The organism is Leifsonia poae (assembly GCF_020009625.1).
In the GTDB taxonomy this organism is placed as follows: domain Bacteria; phylum Actinomycetota; class Actinomycetes; order Actinomycetales; family Microbacteriaceae; genus Leifsonia; species Leifsonia poae_A.
In genome coordinates this window covers 1915356-1930863 of sequence record NZ_JAIHLP010000002.1, presented here as the reverse complement: position 1 = coordinate 1930863, position 15508 = coordinate 1915356, and the positions used below count along the sequence as shown (strand labels likewise).

The following is a 15508-nucleotide window of genomic DNA, read 5'->3' as shown; positions in this document are numbered from 1 at the left end:
CTTGGTGCGTTGGCGGCGTTCATCAGTACGCCCCCACGGGATGCGTGAGCACCTTCACGGTGCGCCACATGATCACGAGGTCGCCGGTGAGCGACCAGTTCTCGACGTAGTAGAGGTCGAGTCTCACGCTTTCGTCCCACGAGAGGTCGGAGCGGCCGTTCACCTGCCACATGCCGGTGAGTCCCGGCTTGATGTACAGGCGGCGGTGCACGTGGTCGTCGTAGCCTTCGACCTCCGCGGGCAGCGGGGGGCGGGGGCCGACGAGGCTCATATCGCCGAGGAAGACGTTGACGAGCTGCGGGAGCTCGTCCAGGGAGTATTTGCGAAGGGTGTGGCCGATGCGGGTGATGCGGGGATCGTTCTTCATCTTGAAGAGCAGCCCGTTCCCGTCGTTCTTCGCTTGCAGCTGCGCGAGGCGCGCCTCGGCGTCGACGACCATCGAACGGAACTTGAACATCCGGAACGTCTCGCCGTTGCGGCCGACCCGCTCCTGCGAGAAGATCGCCGGCCCGCGGTCGTCGAGTTTGATGACCAGCGTGATGATGAGGAAGAGCGGGAGAGCAGCGCCAGAGCGATGCCGGAGACGAAGAAGTCGAACGCCCGCTTGAGCACGTGCTTGCCGCCCTCGAATTGCGGGATCTCCACGTGGATGAGCGGAAGGCCCTCCACCGGGCGGAAGTGGATGCGCGGTCCGGCCACATCTGTGAGCCGCGAGGCGAGGACGAGTTCGGTGGCCGTTCCTTCGAGCTGCCAGGCGAGGTTGCGCACGAAGTCGCCGCCGGTGAGCGCCTGTCCGGCGACGATCACGGTGTCAGCACCGAGCCGGGCGGCGGCCTCGGCGACGCCGTCGAGGTCGGAGACGACCGGCACCTCGCGCTGCGGGGCGGCGACCGTGGCGGTGCTGCCCGCGGAGGCCGGCACCGGAACGCCCTTGCGCACATGCGCGCCGTGCGGCGCCGCGTCGAGGGAGGCACCGACGACGTTGTAAGCCGCGCCGGATTTCTGGTGGATCTGCCGCACGACGTAGTCGACGTCGTCGAACCCTCCCACGACGAGAGCGCGGGAAAGGTAGTGGTCGAACATCCGCTGGCGGATGAGCCATTGGCGCCACAGCCAGCGCGAGAACAGCACGCCGAGCACGCCGACGGGGAGTGCGAGCACGAAGTAGCCGCGGGCGATGTCGACTTTCGCCACCAGGAACACGATGGCGAGCAGGCCGAACGTCAGCGCGCTGGCGTTGACGACCCGCTTGTACTCGGACACCCCGACGCCCACCACGCGTGGGTCGCGGGTGTGGTAGACGCCGAGCGCGAACATCCAGGTCGCCGCGATGAGCATCGAGAGGGTGAAGTAGTCGGTGCGGAAACCGGCGAACCGTGCGCCCGTGTCATCGAAGCCGAAGCGCAGGAACATGGCTCCGATCGTCGAGGCGAGGATGATGGCCGTGTCGGTCACGAAGAGTCGTGCTCGGTACTGCCGTGCCCATGTGCGCTCGGAGGAGACGGGTTGTGCCGCCACCTCGGGCCGGCCGAAGGTGGAAATTCGTGTCTTGACGACGGTCATGGAAGCGCCCTCCCCGCGCTGGGATTCCCGACGGAAGAGCCGACGACGGCTGGGGGAAAGCCGTGGTCTCGAACGGCTTCACCGCCGCCGGCCCCGCTTGTGAGGGTTCGTCCGTTGCTCCGCTCGCGCCGAGGCGGCCTGGGGTCGCCAAGGGGGTTGAGCGATCGGGTCGCTCGACGCGGCGGATGCGGGTTCACGGGTTGTTCCCTGCGTGTCGGGTTGGTGCATTTCGGGTGTGTGAACCGGGAGACCCACTCGTGAGACCGGACGAGGAGTTCAGCGAACGGAAAGTGACTGTTTCTCACCTATTCACAAAAGTGAGATTACATCGTTTTCCACATCGAGCGTGAGCCCTGTTGGGGGGTGATTATTTCTCATCTTTACGAGAGCCCTCTGTCAGGCGGCCGGGAGCCTGCTTCGAATCGCCTCCGCGCCGGCACTCTTCCCCAGTACGACACTTTGTGTCATACTCAACCCGTTCCGCACAGCGACGTGGGAGGAGAACGCATGGATGGCCTGCTCGCGGGCCCGCAAGGGCTGCTCTGGGCGCTCAACGCCCGGGCCGTGCTCGCCGTGCTCGATGCGCGCGGGCAGCTCGCCCGCCCAGAACTCGTCGCGGCCACAGGGCTGTCGCGCACCACGGTGACGCAGACCGTCCAGGCGCTCGTCGGTTCGGGTGTCATCGCCGAAGCCGGGCTCGACCGCACGCGACGCGGGCCGGCAGCGGTGCTCTATCGGCTCGTTCCGGACACCGCTTTCGGGCTCGCGGTGCACAGCGCGCCCGACCACGTGCGGGTCGCAGTGGTGGATGCGTCCGGGGAGGTTCGCGCACGCGCCGGAGCCGAGGTTGCAGGCATGATCGACGGGGAGGAGGCCCGCGCCGCGCTCATCCTCGAGCTGGCTGCCGACGCCGTCGGCGCGATCGAACCGGGTGAGACCGGGGCCGCCGCCCCACGGTTGCGGCGGGCCGTCGTCGGGATCGACGGCATCGTCGGGGCCGACGGGCGGACGCTCCGCACCGTTCCCGGATATGCGGTGGGCGGAACAGCGCTCCACGATGCGCTCCAGGCGGGGCTCGATTGCCCGGTGACCATCGAGAACGACATCAATCTGAGCGCGCTCGCCGAGCAGTGCGGCACGGCCGTCGGCGACGCCCGCACCTTCGCGGTGCTCTCGCTCGACTCCGGATTCGGCGCCGGCCTCGTGATCGATGGGCGACTGTACCGCGGCGCGGCAGGTGGAGCCGGCGAGGTGGCCTATCTGCCTCAGCCGGGGCTCCGGCTGGGAGCGGAGTCGCTCGGCCGCCGGGCGATCGCCGACCTGGCGAGTGCCGAAGGGCTGCCGTCCGGGCGGCCGCTGAGTGCACTACTGCACGATGCCGCCGCCGGTGACGGGCGCGCGCGGCGTGTGGTCGCCGAGGTGGGCCGACGGCTCGCCCTCTCCGCCGCATCCGTGGCCCTCGTGCTCGATCCAGACCTGTTCGTGCTGACCGACCTGGCGGCCGACGACCTGCTGGTGACGGCCGTCACCGACTTCGCGGCGACTGCCGCCGCGGAGCTGCCCATGCGGTTCGTGCCATCCGCCCTGCAGGGCGAGGGCGTGTTGCTCGGAGCCATCGGGCAGGTGCATCGGCAGGTGCGCGACGACGTGTTCGACGCCGCCGTGGCCGCCGATTCCGCCGCCGGTTCCCCGATCGCTTCGTGACCGACCCCGAAGGAGACCATCCATGACACCGAACCCCCGCCCGCCGGCGAGCCCGGCCCCGTCAGACCTCGTCGAACGCCTCGGCTTCGCGCCGGACGCCCGGGCGATCATCCTGAACGCCGACGACTTCGGCATGTGCCGCGCGGCCAATCGGGCGATCACCGAGCTGCTGGAGGCCGGGAATATCGACTCGACGACCGTGATGGTGCCGTGCTCCTGGGCGCCCGAGGCGCTCGCGTTCGCGGCCGCGAGGCCGGCGCTGGATGTCGGCGTGCATCTGGTGCTGACCAGCGAGTGGAGCCGTTATCGGTGGCGGCCGCTCACGGGCGTCGGCACGACGCTGGTGGACGACGCCGGCTACTTCCCCCTCGATGTGGAGAGCGTCGAACGGCAGGTGAGCGACGAGGATGTCGCCGCAGAGCTCGCCGCGCAGCTGGCGGCTGCGCTGGCGGCCGGAGCGGATGTCAGCCACCTCGACAACCACATGGGGTCGGTCTACGGATTGGCGACCGGGCGCAGTCTCCTTCCCGTCGTGCTCGCCCTCGCCGCACAGCACGGGCTGCCGTTCCGGCTGCCGCGCTCGATCGACGGGATGGACATCGATCCGTCTTTCCAGGGCGCACTGGATCAGGCGACCGGCCTGGCCGATCGGCTGGGGGTCGTGCTCCCGGACCGGCTGTGGACGCATCCGTTCGACCTGCGCGACGCCGGCACGGCCGACGAAGAAAGCTACGACGAGGTCAAGGCCGGGTTCCTGAACCTGCTGAGGTCGGTCGGGGCGGGAGTGACCGAGTTCTACCTGCATCCGATGGCCGACGATGCCGAGCTTGCCGACATCGCCGACTACGGCGCCTCGAAGCGCGGATACGAGCACCGGTTGCTCGCCGATCCGGAGGTCGCGGCGACGATCACGGCTGAAGGCATCGTGCGCGTCTCGTGGCGCGACCTCCGCGCCGTGCAGAGGGGTGAGCGATGAGCGCGCTCGGGCGGATGCGGGACCGTCGGCTCACCGGGCCGGCCGGGCGCGCGCAGACCCTCGGGTTCGGCGCCGCAGCGTTCCCCATCCAGTTGATGGCGCAGACTTTCTCGGCGTTCGTCGTGTTCTTCTACGCCGACCAGCTGAAGGTGCCCGCGGAATGGGTGGCCGGGGCGATGGTCGCCCACGGCATCCTGAACGCCCTGCTGAATCCGCTCGTCGGCGCCGTTTCCGACCGGCGCTGGACGCGGTGGGGGCGCCGGGTGCCGTGGATCGCGCTCGGCATCGGCCCGATGATCGTGGCGTTCGTCCTTATCTGGATGCCCCCGGCCGGTCTGGATGCGGCAGGATTGCTCGTCTGGTTCCTCGTGATCGTCGCCGTTTACGACGTCACCGTCGTCGTCGTGGTGCTCAACGTCTCCGCCCTGTTCCCCGAGATCTTCCGCAGCACCCGCGAACGCGCGCGCGGGAACACCCCGCGGCAGCTGTTCGGGCTGGTCGGCATGATCCTCGGAACAGCGGGTGCCCCGCTTCTCTACGGCACGATCGGCTGGGCCGGCATGGCGTTGGCGCTCGGCGTGGTCTGCCTCGGCTTCTTCGCCTGGTCACTGGCCGGGATGGTCGAGCGGCCCGTCGACCGCGAAGCGGTGCGCGCACGCGAGGCAGCCCTGCCCTGGAGGGCGCAGCTCGCGTACACCTTCGGAAATCGCGCGTTCGTCACGTATGTGCTCGGGTCGCTCTTCGTGCAGAGTTCGACGTCGATCATCATCGCCTCCGTGCCATTCTATGTGCGGTACTCGCTGAACGAGCCGCAGACGGCGAGCACGCCGATCCTCGCGGCGATCTTCCTCGCGGCCGTTCCGGCGATCGTCGGCTGGTCGTGGGTGGTGCGGCGCAGCTCGCCCCGCACGGCGCTGCTCTGGGCGGTGGCCGTCTACGCCGTCGCGTCGCTGGCCTACCTCTTCCCGGCCGGGATGCTCGGCGCCGTCCTCGTGGGACTCGGCGTCGGTGTCGGGGTCGGCGGAGTGCTGCAACTGCTCGAGGTCGCTCTCGCGCAGGTCATCGACGACGACGAGAAGCGCACCGGTCTGCGCCGAGAGGGCATCTACTTCGGCGCCAACGGGTTCGTCGTGCGCGGCTCCGTGATCGTGCAGGCGGTCGCCGTCGCGTGGGTGCTCACGGCCAGTGGCTACGATCCGGCCGCCGGCGACCACCAGGCGGCCGCCGTCGACGGAGGCGTTCGGCTGCTGATGGGTGTGCTTCCCGCTGTGGCCGCCGCTCTCGGCTGGATCTGCTTCTGGGCCTATCCATTGCGCAGCCAGGACAGCCTCGCCACGCCCGACCGGGATCAGGACCCGGAGTCGGAATCGGAGTCGACCCTGACGGCGTGAGGCACGCCGCATTCGGCGGGCAGGGCGGGCGGGCAGGGCGGGCCGGACCGATTCGGGCGCGTGGGGTTCGTCGACGCTTGCGGTGCCGATCAGCTGGCGCGGGTGCCTCCGCGTCGCGCCGCGAGGTAGTCGGCGGGCATGCCCGGACCGATGCTGACGGCGATCTCCTCCTCGGGAACCGGGCCGCACGTCTCGCACAGTGCGACCGTGTGCACCGCACCGCCGTCGCAGGCCGTGTGCCGGTACAGGATGGGCGGTTCGATGGGCGATGCCCAGGCGTCTCCCCACTCGGTGAGAGCGATGAGCGCAATGGCGAGGGAGCGTCCCTTGGCTGTCAGGATGTAGTCGGAGGGCTCCTCTCGCTCCATGATTCCGCTCGCGACGAAAGCGTCGAGTCGTGCTGCGAGCACATTGGTCGCGATCCCGAGGTTGTGCTGGAAGTCGCCGAAGCGCGTCACCCGGGCGAAGAGGGCGTCGCGGATGATGAGCAGGCTCCAGCGTTCGCCGACGAGTTCGAGGGAGCGTGCGATCGAGCACACCTGCGTGTCATAGGTCTTCCCCAACATGGTTCGACCTTAACACTTGCGTGATACAAGTCGGTGATCCTACGCTTGCATCACGCAAGTTAGTCAGCGCCCCGTCGAGGGGTCGAAACAAGGAGCAGACGAAGATGACAGCGAACTACACGACGACGATCACCGTGGATGCCACGCCACAGCAAGCGTTCGATGCGATCAATGACGTCTCCGGATGGTGGGGGAGGATCACCGGCTCGACGACGGCCATCGGCGACGAGTTCGTGTACGTCGTCCCCGGACTGCACTACAGCGGATTCCGCGTCACCGAGATCGTTCCGGCGCACCGGATCTCCTGGCTCGTCACCGGAAGCTACCTCGACTTCATCGCCGACAAGCAGGAGTGGAACGGAACGACGGTCCGCTTCGACATCGAGGAGGCCGACGCAGGCACGCGGATCGTCTTCACCCATGAGGGGCTCGACCCCGACGTCGAATGCTACGAGCTGTGCACGAACGCGTGGGGCATGTTCGTGAACGGTAGCCTCACGGCGTTCATCGAGACGGGTGCGGGCGAGCCGTACTCGTTCGGCGGCGGGGAGGCGCTCACCGCCGCCGATCACGCGGAGCTGCACCGCCAGGTGGCCGAGGCGGCCGGACCCGTGAACAACGCCGACTGACGGGGGTGTGGCCGCGGCGGGCTCGGCCACGCACTCGGTGCCTTCGACGGTGGTCCTGAGTATGCTCACCTGCATGTGCGGGCGTTTCGCGATGGACAAAGAGACCGACGACATGATTCAGGAGTTCGTGGCGGAGGGCGGTGACTTCCGCGACTGGCGGCCGAGCTGGAACATCGCCCCGACCGATCCGATCCCCGTCTTCCTGCAGAGCAAGAAACGGGACGAGCCCGCCGTGCGCCGGGTGGAGGTCGCCCGCTGGTCGCTCACGCCCTCCTGGTCGAAGGAGCTCAAGACCCGGGTTCCCACCTTCAATGCGCGCGCTGAGACCGCCGCGGAGAAGCCGATGTTCAAAGCATCGGTCGCCTCGCGACGCGCCATCGTTCCCGCGATCGGGTACTACGAATGGCAGACGAACACCGACACCGGAAAGAAGACGCCGTTCTTCATCCATGCGCGAGACGGCGAACTGCTCGGGCTCGCCGGACTCTACGCCTGGTGGGCCGACCCGGCGCTCGGCCGGGACGATCCGGCCCGTTGGCACCTCACCGCCACGATCCTGACCTCGGATGCGGTGCAGACGCTCGAAGACATCCACGACCGCAACCCGGTTCCCCTGCCGCGAGAGCTCTGGGACCACTGGGTCGACCCGACGGTCGTCGGCGACCAGGCACTGCTCGACGAAGCGGTGCGGGCGGCGATCCCCGTCGCGAACGATCTCGTCTTCGATCGTGTCGGCCCGGTGGTCGGCGACGGCCCCGAGCTGATCCGGCCGCTGGAGCACGAGGCGGACTAGGGGCGCCCGCGCCGCGCGCATCCGATCACTCGGGACGCAGTGGTGCCACTTCGGCCGGGAGGATGTACAGCCCGGCGATGGTCTTGTCGTCACGGAACGAGACGCGGGCGATGAAGTCGCCCGCTTCGAAGGCGAGGGGGGTGTCGGTGACCGTGTACTCGGCCATGCGTGTCGCCGTGATGTCGCCGTGGCTCTCGTAGGCGCCGGCGAGGCCGACGATCTGCGCCCATGCCGCGGCGAGGCCGTCGGGACCGAGCTGTGAGCGCACGGTGGTGTCGAACCGGTCGGCGACCGCCGCCCAGCGAGCGTGCGTGAGGTCGTCGACGACCGTGACGGCAAGGTCGGTGGCTTCGGGCAGGGGTGTGGTGTTCATCGTCTCTCCTGTTCGGGGGTCGATCGGGCGGCCGTAACGCTGGAAGGCCGCCTGGCGGCTGACGCCGAGCGCGTCGCCGATCTCCTGCCAGGTGCGGCCGGAGCTGCGAGCGTGTTCGACCGCTGAAGCGACCAGCTCGGCGGCGCGGGATTGAACAGCGAGCGACGCCTGGAGCGCGTCGAGCGGATCGCTCTCGCTGCGGAGCACGGGCGCGGCCAGGATCGTCTCCAGATCACGGTGAAGGCGGCCGGCGGCGGCGGAGAAGGAATCCGACATGTGTAAACAATACCTTGACAAATGGGCTTCTTGTCAAGCAGATTGTTATCAGCGCCGACGTCGTCGGCGCCCAAGGAGAATCGCGATGAGCCCGAACCTGACCCTCACTTCCCTCCCCGTCGGCGTGCTGGTGATCCTCGGCGTCCTCGCACTCGCCGAGCTGGCCTTGGATGTGTTCGCGCTCGTCGACCTCGTCCGTCGCCCCCGCGAGCGGGTCGCGCTCGGCAACAAATGGGTGTGGGTCGCGATCATCGTGCTGATCAACCTCATCGGCGCCATCCTCTATCTGACGATCGGGCGCCGGCCGGCAACGCCGGTGGAACAGGTGCCCTCGGCGCCGGGAACGGTCTCGAACCGTTCGGTGGCCGACGCACTGTACGGCGACCCCGCAGATGAGGGCGGCTCCGGGAAGGGCGGCACCGGCGAGCCCGGCACCGGGGGATCCCGATGACCGCCGCGCTCGAAGCGGTGGCGCTCACCAAGGCCTATCGCGGGCGCAAAGCGCTCGACGCCGTCGACCTCACGGTTGAGGAGGGGTCGATCTTCGGCTTCCTCGGCCCGAACGGCGCCGGTAAGACGACGACGCTGCGCCTGATCACCGGTTTGGCGCGGCCGACGAGCGGCACCGTCCGCGTGCTCGGCGAGAACGTGTCGGATGCGGGCAACACGGTGCGCGCCCAACTCGGATTCCTGCCCGACGTTCCCGCCTTCTACGAGTGGATGACCGCGGAGGAGTTCATGCTCTTCGCCGGCGGCCTGTTCGGGCTCGAACGCCGCGTGCTCACCGAACGCACCGGGATGCTGCTCGACGCCGCCGGCCTCAGCGGCGTCACGACGCGCATCGGCGGCTATTCGCGGGGGATGCGCCAACGCCTCGGCATCGCCCAGGCCCTCGTCAACGCGCCCCGGCTGCTTCTGCTCGACGAGCCTACAAGCGCGCTGGATCCGATCGGACGCAAAGACGTGCTCGACATGATCGGCTCCTTGCGTGGGCGCACGACGATCTTCTTCTCCACGCACATCCTCGGCGACGTCGAGCGGGTCTGCGACTCGGTCGCCATCCTCGACCACGGCCGGGTGCTCACCCAGGCACCGATCCCGGAGCTGAAGGCCCGTTACGGCCGCCACCGGATCACGCTGGAAGTCTCCGACGGAGCCGACGCGCTCGCCGCAGTGCTCGCCACCCGACCGTGGGCCGCATCCGTCGCCCCCGGCGCGCCCGGGGCGCCCGGCGTGATCGAGCTGACGGTGACGGATGTGCGCGCCGCCCAGCACGACATCCCGGGCCTGGTCGCCGCCCAGAACGCCGGCCTGGTGCGTCTAGAAGCGGGGGAGCTCGGGCTCGAGGACGTGTTCGTGGAGCTCATCGGGGAGGCAGCGGCGTGAAGACCTCGCTGATGTTCGCCCGCAAAGAGGCGTTCGAGATCGTCCGCACCTGGCGTCTGTTCGTACTCCCCGCGATTCTGCTGCTGTTCGCCGTGACCGGGCCGCTGCTGGCCCGGTACACGCCGCAACTCCTCGCCGCGGTCGCCGGCGACCAATTCTCGGCGCTGCACGTGCCCGAACCGACCGCGTTCGCCGCTTACGGCCAGTGGATCAAGAACCTGTCGCAGATCGGACTGTTCGCGATCATCATCATCTACGGTGGCCTCGTCTCGGCCGAACGCCGAAGCGGGACCGCCATCCTGGTGCTCACCAAACCGGTCTCCCGGTCGGCGTTCGTCGTGGTCAAAGCGATCGTTCACGCCGTCTACGTGGCCGTGCTGCTCGTCGTGGCGACCCTGATCACCTGGGGGCTCACCGCCGCCACCTTCGGCGACGCACCGGCCGGGCCGCTCTGGTCGTCGGCGTTGCTATGGCTCGTTCTCGCCGTGCTCTATGTCTCGCTGATGACTCTGTTCTCCGTGCTGATCCCCTCCGCCGCCGGCGCGGCCGGCGCCGGCCTCGGAGTGTTCGTGCTGCTCTCGATCGGCGGCATCTGGACATCCGTCGCCGACTACTCGCCCGCCGGCCTTCTCGGCCGGGCGACCTCGCTCGCCGCCGGGAGCGCGACCGACTCACCGCTCTGGCCGGTGCTGATCACGCTGGCGCTCAGCGTCCTCGTCGTCGCGCTGGCCGCGGCCCTCTTCCGCCGTAAGGAACTCTGAACCAGGCCACGCCGCTGGCATCCGCCCGAGGCCGCCAGGCCGGGTTCCTGCGCCGGCCCGGCCAGCCCCTTCGGGCCAACAGGGCGCCTTCGGGCCAACAGGGCCAGGGCACCGGCACTACCCGAGTTCGCCGCGGCGCGCGCCCGCCCAGAGGTCGACGCCGGCATCCACGGCGTGTTCGTCGATCGCCGCGAGTTCCTCGGCGCTGAAGTCGAGCCGGTCGAGAGCCCCGACATTCTGCTCGAGCTGGGCGACGCTGCTCGCGCCGACCACGAGCGAGGTGACCCGCGCATCCCGAAGCGCCCAGGCGAGGGCCAGCTGCGCGAGGGATTGGCCGCGCGACGCCGCGATGTCGTTGAGGGCGCGGATGTGCCCCAAAGCCTCGTCGGTCAGCCAGCCCCGGTCGAGCGAACTGCCCTCGGCGGCGCGCGACCCGTCGGGCACCCCGCCCAGGTACTTGTCGGTCAGCATCCCCTGTGCCAGCGCGGTGAACCCGATCACGCCGATCCCCAGCTCGCCGGCCGCATCGAGCAGACCCTCGTTCTCGACCCAGCGGTTGAGCATCGAGTACGACGGCTGGTGGATGAGCAGCGGGGTCCCCAGCTCGCGGAGGATCTCGGCGGCACGCCGGGTGTCGTCGGCGCTGTACGACGAGATGCCGACATACAGCGCTTTGCCCGAGCGCACGGCGGTGTCGAGGGCCTGCATGGTCTCCTCGAGCGGCGTGGAGGGGTCGGGCCGGTGGGAGTAGAAGATGTCCACGTAGTCGAGGCCGAGCCGCTGCAACGACTGGTCGAGGCTGGCGAGAAGGTATTTGCGGCTGCCGCCGCCCTGGCCGTAAGGCCCGGGCCACATGTCCCAGCCGGCCTTCGTCGAGACGATCAGCTCATCCCGGTGCGGGCGCAGCTCGTCTCGCAGGATGCGCCCGAAGTTCACTTCGGAGGCGCCATACGGCGGCCCATAGTTGTTGGCCAGGTCGAAGTGGGTGATCCCCAGGTCGAACGCCCGCAGAACCGTGGCCCGCTGGGTCTCGTGCGCACGATCGTCACCGAAATTGTGCCAGAGCCCCAACGACAGGGCGGGAAGATCGAGTCCGCTGCGCCCGGTGCGGCGGTAGAGCATGCTGTCGTAGCGGGCGGGGTCCGGTTGGTAAGCCATGTCACCACCTTCGCGCTCGCCGGCCGGTTCTGTCCAACAGGAGAGCTCGATCCCATTCAGGAACAGCGTCGCTGAATCGGTCGCCGCGACCTGCTAGAACGCGCGCGACGAGGCCGGGCTGGCGGCCGCGGAGCCGCCGAAGGAGGGCTCGTACGCCGGTTCCGTCGCGTGCGCGATCACATCGGCGACGACGACTGTCACGTTGTCGCGGGCCTGCAGAACGGTTGCCGCGTTGACCAGCAGCTCGGCCGCATCCTGAGGTCGGGCGGCGGCGGAGAGGCATTCGCTCACCACCTCCTCGGGAACGTAGTCGGTGAGTCCGTCGCTCGTGAGCAGCCAGCGGTCGCCCGGGCGGGGACGCTCGGTGAGGATCTGCACGGCCTCAGCGTCTTCGAGGTCGCCGCCGAGAACGTTCACCACGACCGACCGGTACGGATGCGTGCGGGCAAGCTCGGGGGTGAGCCGCCCGGCATCCATCAGGTCTTGCACGAGCGAATGGTCGCGGGTGACCTGCGTGAGGTGGCCCTCACGCACCAGGTACGCCCGCGAGTCACCCACATGGGCCACCCGGATGCGTTCCCCGTCGCTGAAGATGCCGGTGAAGGTCGTCGCCATGCCGGTGAGGGCGTTGTCGTGTCGCACCCGCATCCCGAGTTCGGCGTTGCCGACCGCGATCAGTTCGCGCAGCCGGGACTCCGTGCGCACGAGCCCGTGCGTCGCGTCGAGCGTCGAGGCGATCCTGAGGGTGACCGCGGCGGAGGCGATGTCGCCGGCCGCGTGGCCTCCGACCCCGTCGGCGACGAATGCCGACCAGGGCGAAGAGTAAAGGGAGTCCTGGTTGTCGCGGCGGAACTCCCCGCTCGTCGAGCGGTGGCCTGTCGTGAACCCGAACATGGTCACCGACACTACGCCGTCGAAGCGGATTCGGCGAGCTACCGGGCGGTGTCGGCGGCGTCCGGGCCGAGTCCGACCACGATGCCCTTCTCATCGCCGGGGTTGAGCGGGTCGAACCACACCACGGCCGGGTCGCCCTCGCGGGGCAGCGAGGCCGGCGGGAAGGTGCCCTTCTTGGTCACCCAGCGGTCGACGCCGTTCGTGTCGGTGAAACGCACCGTGAACCGGATGCGCGGCATCCCCTGGATCTCGACGCCGGTCGCGACCGACTCCGTCACGGTTCCGTGCACGCGCCGACCATTCGCAGCAAGGTCGACCATCTGCTTCTCCCGCGCCTGAGCTCGCACCCCCGCCCGCAGTGCGGCCAGCAGCAGGAGGAGGAAGGCGACGGCGAACAGGGCGGGCAACCAGACCGGCATCCAGTAGGCCACCCACGAGCCGAACCCCCACGGCTCGGAGGGGTCGCCCGCCAGGAACGGCACCTTCTCGCCGTACGCCTGCGCGGGCGTCCAGGCCGGGATGAACAACGCCAGGCCGATCGCGACGCCGAGCGTGCCGGTGGTGAACGGGGCGAGAGCGGCCGCGACCAGGCCGAATCGGCGCAGGCGCGAGGTGACGACGAAGCCGAAGATCGAGCCGGCGAACACGGCCGCGATCGGCCAGAGCATCGAGAACGTGTCGCTGTATGCGCTGTCCCAGCCGGTGCCCACCTGGTTCACGCCCATCAGGCGGAAGGTGTCGAGCAGACCGCCGAGGCCGTAGCCGGCGGCGACCCAGAGGGCGATGTGGACGATCAGCACCAGCACGCCGGCCAGGGCGGATCGGGGGCCCTTCGCGGCGCGGGCCTCGCGGTCGGCTCGGGCAACGCGCGGGTCGATCGTGCTCATGCCCCCGATGGTAGCGGGCCGGGGCGGATGCGCCGCACCAGACGGTGCGCGCGCATCCGCACGAGGGTCAGCCGGCGAGGTCGCCACGACCGGAGATCACCCCTTCAGCGCCTCCGACAGTGTCACCCTGGCCCCGGTGCGCAGCAGCGAGTTCGAGTAGATGCGGGCGCCGAGGCCGAGCACCAGCACGGTCGTCGCGACCAGGATCGCCAGCGACAGCACGGGCTCCCACCATTCGGCCGTGCCGAGGAACACCCGGATGGGCATGCCGACCGGCGCCGAGAACGGCACGTAGCTCATGATGCCGAGAACGGTGGGATTGTCGTAGAAGAAGATGACGAGGAAGTAGGGGATCATCACGAGCATCATCACCGGCGAGGTGACCGAGCCGATGTCCTCCGAGCGCGAGACCAGCGCCGCGGTCGCCGCGTAGAGTGCGGCGAGCAGCACGAACCCCACGATGAAGAACACCACGAACAGGACGATCGACGGCCCGACCGTGCCGAGAAGCACGGTCTGGTCGGTGACCATCATTCCGATGGTGGCCAGCACGGCGATCGCCACGATCTGGCCGAAGGCGAGAAGGCTGTTGCCGAGCACCTTGCCGGCCAGCAGCGCCCGGACGGGGATCGTCGACATGAGGATCTCCACGATGCGCGTCTGCTTCTCCTCCACCACGCTCTGCGCGATCATCGTGCCGAAGGTGATCGCCGAGAACAGGAACACCATGCCGAAGCCGATGGCGACGATGTAGACGAGGAACGGCGATTGCGCGGCGGGGTCGAGCAGGTCGACCGTCGGCCTCAGGCTCAGTGCCGACACGACATCGGTCGGCTGCTTGTCAAGGCCGATGACGGTGACGGCGGGTGTGCCGGATTCGGACGGGACGATGAGAGCGCTCACCTCGCCATCGCGGACCAGCCTTTCGCCCTCCGCCCGGGAGTCGACCGGGATCTGCTCCAGGCCGCCCGCCTTCTCGACGATCGCTGAAGCGGTGCCCAGAACGGCCACCTTCGGCTCGCTCGGCGAGCCGCCGAGGAAGCCGCCGAGCAGCACGCTCGCCAGCACGACGAGCAGCAGGATGCCGGTTGAGACGAGGAAGGCTTTGCTGCGCAGCCGGGTGCTGATCTCCCGTCCGGCCACCAGGCCGACACTCGAGACGAACCCTGGCGTGGTGACGGGGGCGGGGGAGGTGCTCATCGGATGGCCTCTCTGAAGATCTGGGCGAGGGAGGGCTGGTGCGGACCGAAACTGACGACGGTGCCCTGGGTGGTGGCGCGCAGCAGCAGGCCCTGTGCCGTGACGCCGTCCGCCTCGAACAGGGCATAGCCGCCGTCGAAGTCGAGGACGTCCACGCCGGGGAAGTCGCGGATCCAGCCGGCGTCGCCCGCCAGCAGGATCTCGAACCGGCTGCCGCCGTGCTCCCGGCGCAGCGCATCCGTCGAACCCGTCGCCCGGATGCCGCCGTCCGCGATGATGACGAGGTCGTCGCAGAGGCGTTCGACGATGTCGAGCTGGTGCGAGCTGAACAGCACGGGGACGCCCGCCGCCGCGCGGTCGCGCAGCACGCCGACCACCACATCCACCGCGAGCGGGTCGAGCCCGGAGAACGGTTCGTCGAGCACCAGCACCAGCGGATCGTGTACCAATGCCGCGGCGATCTGCGCCCGCTGCTGGTTTCCCAGGCTGAGGCTCGCGACGAGGTCGTCGGCGCGTTCGCCGAGCCCGAGCCGGTCGAGCAGCGCCTCCGTGTTGCGTTTCGCCGCCGCCGGGGTGAGGCCGTGGAGCCGGGCGAGGTAGATCAGCTGCTCGGCCACGCGCATCTTCGGGTACAGTCCACGCTCCTCGGGCATGTATCCGAAGCGGCGACGGTCGTCGGCGGTCAACGGTGCGCCGTCGAGGCTGACCGTTCCGGCGTCGGCGGCGAGCACGCCGAGGATGATGCGCATCGTCGTCGTCTTGCCGGCGCCGTTGCCGCCGACGAAGCCGGTCATGCGGGCGCGGGCGACCGTGAAGTCCACTCCGTCGAGCACGGTGCGGTCGCCGTAGCGTTTGGTGACGCCCTGGATCTCGAGCACTGGAGACACCTTTCCGTTGGTGCTTGCAACGCTAGGGCGGCAGGCGGGGGCCGCACATCCGCCGCGTGGTGTC

General features: G+C 69.3%; 15 protein-coding genes and 1 pseudogene. 8 read left to right on the top strand and 8 right to left on the bottom strand.

Annotated elements, in window-relative coordinates:
* Positions 1-22: 22 nt before the first annotated feature.
* Positions 23-1563 (bottom strand): annotated as a pseudogene (locus tag K5L49_RS20675) (sugar transferase).
* A 507-nt stretch (positions 1564-2070) separates the two neighbouring features.
* Here K5L49_RS20675 and K5L49_RS09890 point away from each other — a divergent pair.
* From K5L49_RS09890 to K5L49_RS09880, 3 genes are read left to right on the top strand one after another with little or no spacing between them, the layout of a single operon-like run.
* A complete protein-coding gene (locus K5L49_RS09890; protein WP_223692384.1) occupies positions 2071-3267 on the top strand; it encodes an ROK family transcriptional regulator in 1197 nt (398 codons plus the stop codon).
* A gap of 22 nt (positions 3268-3289) precedes the next feature.
* The gene (locus tag K5L49_RS09885) at positions 3290-4243 is read left to right on the top strand and encodes a ChbG/HpnK family deacetylase (RefSeq protein ID WP_223692382.1); all 954 of its coding nucleotides are present in this window, start codon (positions 3290-3292) and stop codon (positions 4241-4243) included.
* Positions 4240-5634, top strand: a complete 1395-nt coding sequence (locus K5L49_RS09880) for an MFS transporter (protein ID WP_223692380.1) — start codon at positions 4240-4242, stop codon at positions 5632-5634. The genes K5L49_RS09885 and K5L49_RS09880 overlap by 4 nt, the downstream gene beginning before the upstream one ends.
* A gap of 89 nt (positions 5635-5723) precedes the next feature.
* On the opposite strand, the gene K5L49_RS09875 is transcribed toward K5L49_RS09880, so the two are convergent.
* Entirely contained in the window at positions 5724-6200 is a 477-nt protein-coding gene (locus K5L49_RS09875) for a winged helix-turn-helix transcriptional regulator (protein ID WP_223692378.1), read from the bottom strand.
* Positions 6201-6304: 104 nt separating this feature from the next.
* On the opposite strand from K5L49_RS09875, the gene K5L49_RS09870 reads away from it, so the two are divergent.
* The gene (locus K5L49_RS09870) at positions 6305-6829 is read left to right on the top strand and encodes an SRPBCC family protein (protein WP_223692377.1); all 525 of its coding nucleotides are present in this window, start codon (positions 6305-6307) and stop codon (positions 6827-6829) included.
* A gap of 73 nt (positions 6830-6902) precedes the next feature.
* On the top strand, positions 6903-7622 hold the full coding sequence (locus K5L49_RS09865; protein WP_223692375.1) for an SOS response-associated peptidase: 720 nt from the start codon (positions 6903-6905) through the stop codon (positions 7620-7622).
* A gap of 25 nt (positions 7623-7647) precedes the next feature.
* On the opposite strand, the gene K5L49_RS09860 is transcribed toward K5L49_RS09865, so the two are convergent.
* Complete coding sequence (locus tag K5L49_RS09860) at positions 7648-8271, bottom strand: DUF3887 domain-containing protein (RefSeq protein ID WP_223692373.1); 624 nt, start codon at positions 8269-8271, stop codon at positions 7648-7650.
* An 85-nt stretch (positions 8272-8356) separates the two neighbouring features.
* Here K5L49_RS09860 and K5L49_RS09855 point away from each other — a divergent pair, with 85 nt between their 5' ends.
* Genes K5L49_RS09855 through K5L49_RS09845 form a run of 3 tightly spaced genes read left to right on the top strand, consistent with a single transcriptional unit; the run spans position 8357 to position 10418 of the window.
* The gene (locus K5L49_RS09855) at positions 8357-8722 is read left to right on the top strand and encodes a PLD nuclease N-terminal domain-containing protein (protein ID WP_223692372.1); all 366 of its coding nucleotides are present in this window, start codon (positions 8357-8359) and stop codon (positions 8720-8722) included.
* Positions 8719-9657 carry an ABC transporter ATP-binding protein gene (locus K5L49_RS09850; RefSeq protein WP_223692370.1) on the top strand — a complete coding sequence of 313 codons (939 nt, stop codon included), beginning with the start codon at positions 8719-8721 and terminating at the stop codon, positions 9655-9657. Before K5L49_RS09855 ends, K5L49_RS09850 begins: the two co-directional genes overlap by 4 nt.
* Positions 9654-10418 (top strand): ABC transporter permease, encoded by a 765-nt coding sequence (locus K5L49_RS09845; protein WP_223692368.1) that lies wholly within the window; start codon positions 9654-9656, stop codon positions 10416-10418. The genes K5L49_RS09850 and K5L49_RS09845 overlap by 4 nt, the downstream gene beginning before the upstream one ends.
* A 117-nt stretch (positions 10419-10535) precedes the next feature.
* Here K5L49_RS09845 and mgrA read toward each other — a convergent pair whose 3' ends face one another.
* The 5 genes from mgrA to K5L49_RS09820 form a co-directional block, all read right to left on the bottom strand.
* Positions 10536-11576 (bottom strand): L-glyceraldehyde 3-phosphate reductase, encoded by a 1041-nt coding sequence (gene mgrA, locus K5L49_RS09840; protein ID WP_223692366.1) that lies wholly within the window; start codon positions 11574-11576, stop codon positions 10536-10538.
* 93 nt (positions 11577-11669) lie between these two features.
* A complete protein-coding gene (locus tag K5L49_RS09835) occupies positions 11670-12470 on the bottom strand; it encodes a PP2C family protein-serine/threonine phosphatase (protein WP_223692364.1) in 801 nt (266 codons plus the stop codon).
* 38 nt (positions 12471-12508) lie between these two features.
* A complete protein-coding gene (locus tag K5L49_RS09830) occupies positions 12509-13357 on the bottom strand; it encodes a DUF3592 domain-containing protein (protein WP_223692363.1) in 849 nt (282 codons plus the stop codon).
* Between the two features lie 96 nt (positions 13358-13453).
* Positions 13454-14557 carry an ABC transporter permease gene (locus K5L49_RS09825; RefSeq protein WP_223692361.1) on the bottom strand — a complete coding sequence of 368 codons (1104 nt, stop codon included), beginning with the start codon at positions 14555-14557 and terminating at the stop codon, positions 13454-13456.
* Positions 14554-15435, bottom strand: coding sequence for an ABC transporter ATP-binding protein (locus K5L49_RS09820; RefSeq protein WP_223692359.1), 882 nt, complete (start codon positions 15433-15435; stop codon positions 14554-14556). Before K5L49_RS09820 ends, K5L49_RS09825 begins: the two co-directional genes overlap by 4 nt.
* Positions 15436-15508 lie beyond the last annotated feature (73 nt).

Bases quoted from the DNA above. Each gene is read 5' to 3' on its own strand.
- K5L49_RS09890 (WP_223692384.1), top strand. From the start codon at position 2,071: ATGGATGGCCTGCTCGCGGGCCCGCAAGGGCTGCTCTGGGCGCTCAAC.
- K5L49_RS09885 (WP_223692382.1), top strand. From the start codon at position 3,290: ATGACACCGAACCCCCGCCCGCCGGCGAGCCCGGCCCCGTCAGACCTC.
- K5L49_RS09880 (WP_223692380.1), top strand. From the start codon at position 4,240: ATGAGCGCGCTCGGGCGGATGCGGGACCGTCGGCTCACCGGGCCGGCC.
- K5L49_RS09875 (WP_223692378.1), bottom strand. From the start codon at position 6,200: ATGTTGGGGAAGACCTATGACACGCAGGTGTGCTCGATCGCACGCTCC.
- K5L49_RS09870 (WP_223692377.1), top strand. From the start codon at position 6,305: ATGACAGCGAACTACACGACGACGATCACCGTGGATGCCACGCCACAG.
- K5L49_RS09865 (WP_223692375.1), top strand. From the start codon at position 6,903: ATGTGCGGGCGTTTCGCGATGGACAAAGAGACCGACGACATGATTCAG.
- K5L49_RS09860 (WP_223692373.1), bottom strand. From the start codon at position 8,271: ATGTCGGATTCCTTCTCCGCCGCCGCCGGCCGCCTTCACCGTGATCTG.
- K5L49_RS09855 (WP_223692372.1), top strand. From the start codon at position 8,357: ATGAGCCCGAACCTGACCCTCACTTCCCTCCCCGTCGGCGTGCTGGTG.
- K5L49_RS09850 (WP_223692370.1), top strand. From the start codon at position 8,719: ATGACCGCCGCGCTCGAAGCGGTGGCGCTCACCAAGGCCTATCGCGGG.
- mgrA (WP_223692366.1), bottom strand. From the start codon at position 11,576: ATGGCTTACCAACCGGACCCCGCCCGCTACGACAGCATGCTCTACCGC.
- K5L49_RS09835 (WP_223692364.1), bottom strand. From the start codon at position 12,470: ATGTTCGGGTTCACGACAGGCCACCGCTCGACGAGCGGGGAGTTCCGC.
- K5L49_RS09830 (WP_223692363.1), bottom strand. From the start codon at position 13,357: ATGAGCACGATCGACCCGCGCGTTGCCCGAGCCGACCGCGAGGCCCGC.
- K5L49_RS09825 (WP_223692361.1), bottom strand. From the start codon at position 14,557: ATGAGCACCTCCCCCGCCCCCGTCACCACGCCAGGGTTCGTCTCGAGT.